At 60.1% G+C, this 11,923-nt stretch carries 10 protein-coding genes; 2 read left to right on the top strand and 8 right to left on the bottom strand.

All coding sequences use genetic code 11. The features are described from left to right. Nucleotides 1–139: 139 nt before the first annotated feature. Both sphst_RS13775 and sphst_RS13780 read right to left on the bottom strand, forming a co-directional pair. Nucleotides 140–526 (bottom strand): type II toxin-antitoxin system VapC family toxin, encoded by a 387-nt coding sequence (locus sphst_RS13775; protein ID WP_031393636.1) that lies wholly within the window; start codon nt 524–526, stop codon nt 140–142. Next, nucleotides 523–768 carry an AbrB/MazE/SpoVT family DNA-binding domain-containing protein gene (locus sphst_RS13780; protein WP_031393635.1) on the bottom strand — a complete coding sequence of 82 codons (246 nt, stop codon included), beginning with the start codon at nt 766–768 and terminating at the stop codon, nt 523–525. Before sphst_RS13780 ends, sphst_RS13775 begins: the two co-directional genes overlap by 4 nt. Nucleotides 769–829: 61 nt before the next feature. Between sphst_RS13780 and sphst_RS13785 the strand changes: the two genes are divergently transcribed. Continuing rightward, nucleotides 830–2,070 (top strand): IS3 family transposase gene (locus sphst_RS13785; protein WP_107045696.1). Its coding sequence is split into 2 segments (ribosomal slippage): nt 830–1,174 and nt 1,177–2,070, totalling 1,239 coding nucleotides; the frame shifts between segments, so codons are not numbered across the junction. A gap of 282 nt (nt 2,071–2,352) precedes the next feature. After that, nucleotides 2,353–3,006 (top strand): recombinase family protein, encoded by a 654-nt coding sequence (locus sphst_RS13790; RefSeq protein WP_031394315.1) that lies wholly within the window; start codon nt 2,353–2,355, stop codon nt 3,004–3,006. A gap of 295 nt (nt 3,007–3,301) precedes the next feature. Here sphst_RS13790 and sphst_RS13795 read toward each other — a convergent pair whose 3' ends face one another. The 6 genes from sphst_RS13795 to sphst_RS13820 form a co-directional block, all read right to left on the bottom strand. Then, nucleotides 3,302–4,525, bottom strand: coding sequence for an alpha-galactosidase (locus sphst_RS13795; RefSeq protein WP_234387657.1), 1,224 nt, complete (start codon nt 4,523–4,525; stop codon nt 3,302–3,304). Between the two features lie 45 nt (nt 4,526–4,570). Next, a complete protein-coding gene (locus tag sphst_RS13800; protein ID WP_051916400.1) occupies nt 4,571–5,614 on the bottom strand; it encodes a cellulase family glycosylhydrolase in 1,044 nt (347 codons plus the stop codon). Nucleotides 5,615–5,731: 117 nt separating this feature from the next. Further along, nucleotides 5,732–6,292, bottom strand: a complete 561-nt coding sequence (locus sphst_RS13805; RefSeq protein ID WP_043156989.1) for a hypothetical protein — start codon at nt 6,290–6,292, stop codon at nt 5,732–5,734. 685 nt (nt 6,293–6,977) lie between these two features. Then, nucleotides 6,978–8,255, bottom strand: a complete 1,278-nt coding sequence (locus sphst_RS13810; protein WP_107045697.1) for a hypothetical protein — start codon at nt 8,253–8,255, stop codon at nt 6,978–6,980. Between the two features lie 380 nt (nt 8,256–8,635). Beyond that, entirely contained in the window at nt 8,636–11,026 is a 2,391-nt protein-coding gene (locus tag sphst_RS13815) for a TonB-dependent receptor (protein WP_031394029.1), read from the bottom strand. Nucleotides 11,027–11,294: 268 nt separating this feature from the next. Further along, nucleotides 11,295–11,923, bottom strand: a 629-nt coding sequence (locus sphst_RS13820) for a hypothetical protein (RefSeq protein WP_159043638.1), incomplete at its 5' end; no start/stop codon positions are given.

Below are 11,923 nucleotides of genomic sequence, written 5' to 3' on the forward strand. Positions count from 1 at the left end.
GTGTGGATCAGACGTAGCATGAAAGCTTTCTAGTGATGAGAGGGGCACAGGGAACCGGGCGTCGGTTCCCTGCCCTATCCTGCGGTTGCGGATGCAGTTAGTCGGTGACGCGGACGAGCTCGGGCGTGGTCATGCGATGCTACCTGATGGTCACGACCTTGACCTCGACGGCGTCCGCAATCTTCTTCCAGTTCTGGTCGCTCGTCCATGCCGGCAACCCATCGCGCAGGGCAAGCGCGAGACAGAAGCAATCCCCGAGGCTCAACCCTTCCTCGGCCGTCGCCGCCCGTAGCCTCCCAGCAATTTGGGCAAGGGCCTTGTCCGCCGGCACCACGGTCAGTGGCAACGGATCAAGCATGGCATCGACCTCACGCTCGGGCATGCCGGTATGGATGAAATGGGTCACCACCTCGGCATAATTCACGCTGCTCACGCGGGCGCCCGCAATTCCTGTGGCGACCTTGGCGGATCCCTTTTCGCTCTTGATCATGGCAATGAGCGCTGACGCATCCAGCACCACGGTCATTCGCCGCTGTCCTCGCGACGACGATTAAGGAATGCGTCAACCGAGGCCTCGGGATTACTACCGGTATACTGCTTAGCCAACGCCTGGGCTCTTGCCACCGCCTGGTTCGCCGTCCGCAAAACGACCCCGTCTTCCGTCTCGTCGAGATAGACCGCACCGCCACCAATTAGCCCCAACCGCTTACGAACGTCAGCCGGTAGGCTCATCCTCCCATTCGGAGTTATGTTGATCTGTAGCGTCATAGCGTGAGGTGGCCCCCTAAATGACCTGACAGGGCCCCGCTCTTAGATAAGAGTGAGGCATATGACTGACGGTACGACCAGGCGTTACAACGATGGCGAGGTTCTCTCCGGTGTTCAGCGGCGGAGGCGGTGGACGCCGGAGGAAAAGGTCCGGATCGTCGAGGAGACGTATCTACCGGGGATGAGCGTGTCGCTCGTCGCCCGCCGGCATGGCATCGGTGGCAATCAGATCTTCACCTGGCGGCGCCTGATGGCGCAGGGTGCGCTGACCGCCGCGACAGCGGGCGAGGAAGTGGTGCCGGCGTCCGAGTACCGAGCGCTCGAGGCGCAGGTTCGCGAACTACACCGGCTGCTCGGCAAGAAGGCCATGGAGAACGAGCTGCTCCGCGAGACCGTGTCCCGGGCCGCAGGCCCAAAAAAACTGCTGTTGCGCTCGACCTCGTTGCCGCGGGATGGACGGTGAGCGCGGTGTCAGGCGCGGTCGGAATTGCTCGCCCACACCTGTCCGCAATGCGCCATCGCCCAGCGCCCCGACCACGCGGACGACCGCCGCTGCCGGATGCCGAGCTGGTCGCCGACATCCGCGCGCTCGTCGCCGATCTGCCGACCTATGGCTATCGCCGCGTTCATGCTCTGCTGCGCCGGGAGGCTGAAAAGACTGGGCGCGAAGCGCCCAACCCGAAACGCGTCTACCGCGTCATGAAGGTGCATGGGCTGCTGCTGCAGCGTGACGGCGAACGCCGCGAGGAACGGCGGCACGATGGCCGGGTCGCCGTCGATCTGCGCAACACCCGCTGGTGCTCCGACGGGCTGGAGATCACCTGTGACAATGGCGAGAAGGTACGCGTCGCATTCGCGCTCGACTGCTGCGACCGTGAGGCGATGGGACACGTGGCGACGACGGGCGGCATCACCGCAGAGGACGTCCAGGACTTGATGGTCGCCACCGTCGAGCATCGCTACGGACGGGTGAACCGCGTGCCCCAACCGATCGAGTGGCTTACCGACAACGGCAGCTGCTACACCGCTCGCAACACACGCGCCTTCGCCCGAGACATCGGGTTGATCCCGCGCACGACCCCGGTCAGCAGTCCTCAATCGAATGGCATGGCTGAGGCGTTCGTTCGCACCCTCAAGCGCGACTATGTCCGCGTGAACCCCAGGCCGAATGCCCAGAGCGTCATCGACCAACTGCCCGGCTGGTTCGCCCATTATAACGAAGTGCATCCGCACCGCGCTTTGCGCTATCGGTCCCCACGCGAGTTCATCGCGCAAACCTGCGAGGCTCTGTCAGGCCTTTAGGGGGCAACAACATAGCGGCACCTACATCGAACCGTAGCCTTAAAGTTGATAGATAGCTGGTCATGCCCAATGTGGCAACGCTACCGAGCTGTTCTATGCTTAAGCAGATATGTCATAGCGACCCATTGATGGCTCACTGTCGCACATTGTCTTAAATGGCCCAGAACAATGGTGCTTTTAGGGTGTGTCTTTCAAGGAACCGCCAGTGGTTCGTAGGTTATAGGCGCATGGATCACTCAAGAAAAACCGGACAAATAAACACCACGTGTAAAAGATTAAGGCATGTTCATACGTGCCTACCTCCGCGCCTTCACCGCCGAACAAGACACATCACGTGCCCGTGGCGCTCTTGATGCGTTTGCGGTTGAGCACGGCCTGCGGATCGCAGCGCGCTATGTTGAGAACGAAAGCGGTGCTAAGTTGGATCGGCCCGAGCTTTTCCGGTTACTGGCCGACTGCGAACCCGGTGACGTACTGCTGGTCGAACAATTCGAACAATTCGACCGATTGTCCCGCCTCACCTCGCCGGACTGGGTTTGGCTACGTGGCCTGATCGATGCCAAACAGGTCCGCATTGTTGCGCTCGATTTGCCGACGTCGTGGGGCCTGACGGCACCGGCCGACGAGTTCACCAGTCGCATGTTTGCCGCGGTCAACGCGATGATGCTCGATGTCCTCGCCGCGGTCGTATGCAAAGACTATGACGATCGGCGTCGCCGTCAGGCTGAGGGCACTGCCAAGGCCAAGGCGGCCGACCTTTATAAGGGGCGTCTGGAGAACAAGACCCGCAACGCCGCCATCTCATCGCTGTTGGGCAACGGCCGCAGCTGGCGGAAGATTATGGATGCGACAGGTTGCAGCCGCACCCTTCTCGCGAAGATCGCTCGCGATCGCCGACTGCTCAAGGTCGAGCCGGCGATCGAAACGGACGACTAAGGGTAAACTGCCCTAACCATGCCATACCTTCAGGCGGAATTTAAAGAGCGGCGGTGTCCGCCAAATGTCCTAGCTGGTGGTGTCAATGTGACATGTTCAATGGTGCGTGCGATCCGCCAAAAGAGAATTTGTCAGACAGGGTATCACCCTGCTGACGCTTGGTCAGAACATCAGTCTTTCAACAATCCAGCAATCCGAGATTGTGAGAATGGGGTTTGTTGGCTCACATATTAGCATCGACTCTCTGCATGACTTTGAATTGATGTGCATCGCGGCCAATGTTCGATAATAGCAATCATGGTGTCACTTTGACCATGATTACGCCGTGTGCTGGCACTAGTGCCGCGTAACGTCCGGCGATGTTGCCCACCGACTTGTGATTCCACAAGTCACGCACGCTAGCGCGCACTGATCGTGTCAGGCCTACTTCAGGCCACTGGACCTCGATTTCAGCAGGTTTATCGGCGCGGTTGAATAGTATGACTGCGCGGCTTCCATCGCTCAACGGCTTCGACCAGACTTCCTGGTCACCATCATCGCGCACCCGACGACCTTGCTGCCCTAATCGATCTTGATTGACTGCGATCACCTCCTTGTTCAGCAAAATGTCACGCGTCGCCGCACTCATGCTCGTGATGTCATTGCCAGCGATCAACGGCGAAGTCATCATGGCCCACAAACTGAAGTGAGAACGGTATTCGGTATCAGACATGCCGCCGTTGCCTACCTCGAGCATATCGGCATCGTTCCAATGGCCGGGTCCGGCATAAGGATAGAGGGGCTCATTGACATCTACGATGTCGGTCATACCAATCGACCACTTTTCTCTTCCCTTCCAGGCATCGCGAATGTCACTACTCGTCCGCCACGAATTGCCAATCTTTTTGCCCCATTCCCAGGGACGGTTGTTACCCCATTCGCACATTGCCAGGAGTATTGGGCGTCCTGTGGCTTTCAGCGCATCCGCCATGAGGGCATAAGCACTTTCTGCGTTGAGGGTGCCAGTCGAGCACCAATCATATTTTAAATAGTCCACGCCCCACCGGGCATATGTCAGTGCGTCCTGATATTCATGTCCGAGGCTGCCCGGCTTTCCTCCGCAGGTTTTTGCACCGGCATCGGAATAGATGCCGAATTTGAGACCGCGGGAGTGAACGTAGTCGGCCAACGTCTTCAAGCCGGAAGGAAACTTCTCCCTACTTTCCGTAATGAAGCCATTGGCATCACGTTCGCCGTGCCAGCAGTCATCAATCACCACATACTCATATCCCGCATCGCGCATGCCGTTCGTCGCCATGGTATCGGCAATGCGGCGCACTGTCTTTTCGTCAATGTTGCAGCCAAATTTGTTCCAGCTGTTCCAACCCATCTGCGGCGTACGAGCCAGTCCATTCGACATGCGGTTTGGGTCCAGGGATGGCCGCAGTGTGTTTGGATCAATGAACTGGTCTTGGGCCTGCGCCACGCCCATGACGAACGGCAAGAGAGTAAGTGCCGATAAATGCGCCAGCTTTTTCAAAATATATTCTCCGCAAACTCTGTCTGATTATTGCTTGGGGTAAACTTATAAACGGGACGTGCGGCGGCGCGCGCTCGGTCGAACGCAGCTGGCGCCAGAATTGCTTATCGAGCACGGACGGCGCGACGTGTGGCGGATGCTCGCCGGGTCGGAGACCATCATCGCTTCCCCCGACTTTGACTTCCACGACCCGAACTTCCCGCCGTCTGTCACGTCATACCTATTCTCCTCGCGGCAATCGCCGTTCGGCACCATTCCCCATGACCAGGTTAGCCAACCGATTTGAGCCCGTTCCAATTCGCCCATGGCCCATCGATAAGGCGAAGTCTTACAGTCCCAACCGGCAGCGGTCGGCCCCTCGCCAAGCAAGAAAGGAATATTGTCCCGGGTCACACGTGTGATAATCTCCCGATACGGTACCTTGCGCTCATCCTCCGTGCCTACCCAGTAGCTATGAGCCGAGACAATGATCGCGTGGCGAGGATCGGCTGCGTTTAGCGGAGCCCAACTGTTCAGCAGCATTCGGTACTCTTTGCCCCAATCGGACCCATCGATCACGAGTGGGACTTCGATACCAACGGAACGGATTCGCGCGATCGCGTCGCGGTATCCGGCCAGATAGTCGCTTTGTGATACTTCCGTGCCGGCTTCATTAGCGATGTTGACTAGCACCCAACGCTGATGGCGACGTACTACCGCGGCCACGTCAGCGCGGGTCCAATACTTAATGCAATCGTCGAGCTTGTCCCACTTACCGGTGGCTGCGTGGCACTCGACGATTGGGATCATGCCATTTGCGATCGTATTGCGAATTATGGCGTCGAGACTGGTTGCGGGATAGCTTGGTTGGGTCATGATGCGGACGGCATTTGCACCCGTTTTAGCAATTTCCGGTAAAGTATACTTGCCCGTGGGATCAGAAGATGCGGAAAACATCTCGTTGACACCGCGCAGCACCACCCGTTCGCCCGCCGCAGTATATAGAAACCGACCGTTGACCGTCATGGTGTCAATGTCGATCTTGGTTGCGACGGTGTCAGGCGGTAAAGATGCCACGCCCAAAAGGCCGCTGACTAGCGCTTTGATCACAACGTTATCCCGTTCAACAGCTCAGTTTGCAAAAGCGGAACTATTTACTTCAATAAACAAGAGCGAAATATAGGCAGAGAGCCCTACCACTCACCACATCGTTCGCCCCGTACAAATCTAACTGCTTTTGGACCGTCCGGCCTTACCAAGATCAAGTACAAAAACTGGGCCAAACTCCAGCATTGCTTTGGCCGCACCGAGATGCAGCGATACCATCGCCGTACCGCCAGCGGCATCTGCTGCGGCGATGCCGGCAATATGTTCCAGCTTCCAATCGCGCCCAACGTTGGCCGAACCGCTAACGAGTGGCGTATAGGGTGCTGCGGCGAGCGCGACGCCAGCAAAGGAGATCGGTGTCGTCGCATCAGCCTTGAGCTTGGGTGCACGGACCCAAAAAGCGATAACGATCTTATCGCCTTTGGCGATCGGCTTGGTAATCGGTGAACTCGCGCCCACATCCCACACATTGGGTGTGGCCGCGGGGATCGTGATCTGCAAAGCATGGCCACCAACGACATCGGCCTTTACCGGCTTGTTCGTCTGCCCCGCACCGTAAACGCTATAGCTGACACCAGGGGTATTAATCGCGTTTTGTAAAATATCGCCGGTTTGCGCCGAAACGCGGCCGTCCAGTAGACATGCCGTCGCGCCCAGCACGATACATACCAGTCCCTTCATACCCTCCCCCTCGTTTTGCGATCTCAGGCCGCGGGGAGACTAACAAACAAATTTCCTTAATCTGCAAGGGACAGTTGCAAGACCGCCAGCACCTCAGTGAAAATCGTTTACCACAACGGTCAGCCATGTACTCGTGCGGGCATGTCTGCCCCATTGGCGTTATACGCTGCGGTTATCCGCATCCGGCACACCGCTAAAAAATTCGTTGGTTACCTGCTATAGGCTCTGGTCGCGGCAAAGTGGCGAGCAATGCGATAGCACTGGCGCATTCCGGCGATTCATACCCGCCCCGTGCGACCGGCATCAACGTGCTTCGGGCCAGCGACACACGCCCAACCAACGAAAGCTCGGTCCCGAGCGTAACACGGGTCGTCGGTGCGTTCGGCACCGCACTCAACGCCTTGGTGAGCCCGTCGATGGCGATCGGAGGCACCGGTTCACCCTCATCAGCGAAGCTGTGATAGTAAGCGAGGAGCGGTGCGGAAGCCTCTGTGTCGGCTCGGTTGGCACGTGCTATCGTGCCTCGCGCTTTCCGAAGCATCGCAGCACGTTCGCTGCCAGGCAATGTCTTCGCTTGTTGGGTCATCGCGACACCGCTCCACATCAGCGCATTGCTGCTGCTTGGCGCGACTACCAGTGCGCGGTCTGCTGCTGCATGGCATTCTACTTCATTCCCGCTTCGGCATTAGGCTTCCGCAAGCAGAATTTGCGCGCCTTCGTCCGCTGGGAATTTGGACGCGTCGGCGCGCAACCGCCTCAACCAAACGTCACGCTGCTTGACGGCGGGACCAGTTGTCACCTCGACGCGTGAACCAAGCTCCAACCGTCCCTTAACAAACGCGGCTTCTCCAAGTGACAGCCGGTGCACGATCGGCGTGCCTGCCTGTTCCGCTGGATAGGTCATTCGCTCGAACGGTTTCTTGGCGAAAAAATAGCGGCGCAATTCTTTGGCGAGAACATCCTGATCCCCAAATACAGCAGCCGCCTCTACCGACGGCGTTCCGCGAGCGACCGCTTTTAGATACCCGCGGAATTGCCCGCTGCGGGTCGGCGAGAAGAACAGGAAATGCGTCAGCATCCATGCATGCACTGGAGTCCAACGGGTCTTGTTCGCCGGACGTGTGAGGTAAGCTTCGCTAAAGACGTCCGCCGAAGCGAAGTTTCCGAAGCGATGAAGCACGGCGGTCGTGCCTGCCGGCGCTCGGCCAAATTCCATCGTCGTGTCACCGCGGACGACCAGCGTCGAGAATAGCTGCCCAAAGCCATCGAGATACCAGCGGGGATAGGCCGCCGGGAAGAAGGTCGTGAGGTAATGCTGAGCGAACCCTGCGTAGATCATCCCTTCAGCGGTTAGCGGCACAGACTCCTCATTAATTGGCCGGATCAGGTCGGCACTGCTTTGCAAGCCGAACAGTCCGGATTGGCCAATCTGTCCCCCTGCCCGGCCGGGCTGTCCGCCAGACCCTGGCAGTTGCAACCCTTGCAAGGCGCTAGCGACCGATACACCCTGCTGGAGCACGATACGCTGATCGATCCGGGTAGTTGCGAGCACGGCCCCGTCTGGCCGCGGGTCATAGTAGCGCCGGATGTCGAACGCCTCGTTGAAGGGTCCCTGTTGCCAGCGCAAGTTACGCAAATCCATGGCGTGGAATTCAGCGGCGTCGCCGATCAGTGTGACCCGTAGCTTCGTTGTATCGTCAGTGCGATCGGTTCGGTTGAGTAGGACCGACATCAGGAAATACAGCCGCTCCAGGTTGCGCGCGATCTGTGTCACTTCTCGCTCAGGGCCGTCGCTTAGCACGATGACGTGTTGGGTTTCCGCTTCGCGCCAATTGCTAGGCCGGGCACGCTGACCCTGCACGACAATGTCGCGGCCCGAGGACGGTGGCGGGGCAACCTGTGCTATGAGAGAAGCGGATGCGCACGCGAGCACCGACATACCAGCCCAAACCGTCATCCGCATGCGCCGCTCTCCTAACAGCGGATCATTGTCCGTTGCCGTCCCCTCAAACTACGAATAAGGCCCGGCTCAAAGCCGGCAAGATGCACAAAGACGTTTGCGCAGCTGTATTATGGTAAGACAAATACTTCCTCTTTATAAAACGGTGAATCCGACAGCATGCGTTTAAAACAATTGCTAACGCCCTAGAGAACCGGCGATCGGTCTTCTGCTTGTCTGGAACGGCGCGCCAGTTAACAAAGCAAACGTCGCCCGGCAAGCCGATCCACTAAGTCGTTATCAGCGCTTTCTGTCGTATCGCTACCCCCGAGGGTACGCCAAATCTGGCGACCTAAATGCCAGGGCTAACAGACGGATTTCAACTGATGGGTGCCTTGGCATCGTCAAAACAGTTTGCGGAGCGAAAGCACGATACTTCGTCCGACTGCGTCGATGAGGTCGGGTTGATAACGGTAAGGAACAACGCCGGTCGCGTCGCGAACGCGCTGGCGGGCGCCGGTTATGTTGGCGACTTCGAGCTTGAAACCAAGATGCCGGGTCCAGTTCTGGTGTGGCAGGAAATGGTGGACGCTCAGCGAGCCTGTGACGTTGATCTTGCACAGGGGGGCGAAGGTAAGGATGGAGGCGGCGACATCCCCTCGGACAGTCGCTCCCCCGGTGCAGTAGAAGTCGAATGTGCCGCCATTGCCAAGGTAACTCAGCCCCCCATAGCCATAGCCAGCAAGGCGCTGCGTGGTACCGCCCGAAAGCGTGTCACCGTCCAGCAAATCAAGCGTTGGTGTGCCCGGTATCAGCTCTATGCGATCGGCAAAGCGAATCGTGGGGCCAATCCCGCCATAGAAGGTCGGGCGGTCGGCAGGGCGACCGTCTGGTGTCGTCGATGGCCTAGCGCGACCGAGTTGACCGTTTGCCGCGAGCGTGACGTTCAGGGTCCGACGGTGCTCGCGGAAGATATTGATCGGCCGGTATGCCGCCGACACCAATGCACCGGCGGCGTCGCGCACGAACAATGCGGGCAACGCCGCCTGGGCAGCGGGCGTTAGCGCAAAGATTGTCTGGATTCCGTCGTGTATGTCGGTCGTCTCGTAAGTGGCGCTGATCCGCAGTTCGCTCTTGGCAAAGGGTTTCACCGTCGCGCCGATCGATCGCGTTCGACGACGCTCGGCGGACAACGCGGGGTTGCCGCCTACTAATAAAGTGACCAGAGTTGAACGGCCGGTCCCGAAATCGAACAGCGGAACCTGGGGTGCAGAGATCTGCGGGGCGGCGAGCTGGTCGAGCGTCGGCGCGGTGGCCGAGCGCTTGATCTGTGCCAATACCTGAAGACCCGCGAACGGCGCCCAGTTCGCGCCCAGCGTTGAATCTGACAAATCGCCGAAACCGCCAACGTGGCGGACGGTGGCAGAGACATTCGCCGACAGTTCGCCGACCCATGGCAGTACGTCCGCGCGCCGCGACGTGATGGGCAGTTCGAGCGCGACCGCCCCCTCGACCCGGCTGCGATCGAAGGCGATCGCGGACGGGTTGGCCCCGCGCGTCCTGCTGTCCGTGCCGATCTGCTCGCCTTCGAACGTGGCCGTCAGCGTGACGCGACCGGCCGGCAGGTGCAGCGGACGGTTGGTCGCGACGAATTTCGTGCCGGCACCATAACTGGACTGAACCGTCCGATCGACCAGCCGATTGGCCAGCAATGCGGAATCGAGCGGTCGAAACGGGTCGGCACCCGCGGCGATCGCCGCAGTGACCGCTGTGGTGTCGATCGCCTTGGCGACGATGCCTTCCTTGCGCTGCGTGTCGAGCGTGCCGGTCCAGTCCCATTGCCACCCCCGCCACGCGCCGCGCACCACGCTGCCCGCGTGCAGGGTAGTGGTATCGGTGCGCTGGCTGAGCGGCGGTGCCTCGACGAGGTAGCGTTGGAGCAGCACGTCCCGGCCGAACGGCGAAAACGGATTGCCGCGGGGAATGAACAAGGTCGCGCTTGCCGGGCCGAACGCGGTATGTTCGCGACTGCGATCCCCCGTCAGCGTCAACGAGCCCGACAGCCTGCGCCCGATCCGGTTGGCGATCACCGCCTCGCCGTGGAACGTCTCGTTGGACGGCGCCAGTGTACGCAATGGTGACAGGTCGAACAGCCGCGGCCGATTGGCGTCCGCCACGAAACTGCCGAGGCTGACCGAGCCAACCGGTAGAGGTGCGTTCGGCACCGGGACGATCGTCACGAATTGTCCGGCCAAGCCTGACAACACCGGATCGATCTCGCCACCCGCCAGCGTCCCGTTGATATTCCCGCGTGCATCGAACGGCACGTCCGGATCGGGCAGGACGCGCCGCCGGGTCTGCAACAGCGCATCGGTATGTCGCGCGTCCAGCGACAGCGTGAGACGGCCGTCGCCCCGCAGACGCGTGTAATCGACATGCGCGTTCGCATTGTCGGCGCCGCCTCGCGTCGACGTCCCGGCGGCCTGCTTCAAGGATAGCTGGCGAAACCGGCGCTTGGTAATGAAGCTCACGATCCGCCGGGTCGGCGGATAGCCGTATTGCAGCGCGACCGGCTCCGGAAACACCTCGACCTTCTCGATCGCTTCCGGCGGCAAGTTGCCGATCTCCTGGTATCCCGACACGCGTTGCGCATTGAGCAGGAAGATCGGCTCCTGCCCGTCGCCTGATTGCGTCACGCCGCGGATCGTCCGCAGCATCTCGTCGATCGAGGTCGCCCCGGTGGCGCTTATCGCCCCCGCGTCGAGTGTCGCCAGCGGCTGGATCGCCGTGTCCACCTGCCCTCGCCTGCCGACCACCACGATATCAGGGCGGGAATTGGACGCGTTGGGCTGGTCTCGCAATGCGTCGGGATCGCCTTTAACCGGTACGACCGACGGCATTCCGGACTGGGATATACCTGCCGCCGACCAAGACAACAGGCATGCTGCGAAGGTTATGCGAGGCGCCCATCGAGTATCCTGACGCATACTCTCGGGCGACTGCATGGGTTTGCTACCTTTTGCGGGCTAACAGGATGAACAGTGTCGAACGAACCGAGTATGGCTAGTCTTGACGATGCGAGCTCGCGGTGTCCCGGTCCAGCCGCCAATGCCATTGCATCAGCATCAGGACCACGACGTGCTGAGTCACGAAAGCCAGAATCGGCAAGATCATGCGGGTGTCGTCGAAGCCGAGCAGCCCGACGAACACCAACAGCGTCAGTGTCGCCGCCACCGTCAACTGTTCGACCGCTGCAACGCGGACCCAATTACGATCGAGTATTGCCCACGCGACGAGAACGCTGGTGCCCGCCAGCAGGAATACCACCATCGACAGCGACGACGCGGCGGCGCGATTGCCGTCGTTGAGAAGCGTCGTCGGCGCACCGTCGACGGCCAGAATACCAACCACATTGTCCTGCGCGAAATTGAGATACGGAAAGCCGACGATCGCGCCGACGGCTAGCACCGACGCCAGCGGCAGGATCAGGCCGACCGCGAGCGCGAAACTCGCCAAGGCAAAGCGTCCGTCCGGGTCCGCCAATCGCATGCGCCACGCGCCCAGCAGGCAACCGAACGCAAAGAATAACGGCCTGCCGTCGTCGATCGAGGCCTCGAATTCGCCCTGCATCGCAAGTCCCCAGTCGCGATTACGATCGCCCAGACCGGCGATCGCAAGTGTCATCACGCACC

Source organism: Sphingomonas sp. STIS6.2 (assembly GCF_000732685.2).
GTDB lineage: Bacteria > Pseudomonadota > Alphaproteobacteria > Sphingomonadales > Sphingomonadaceae > Sphingomonas > Sphingomonas aerolata.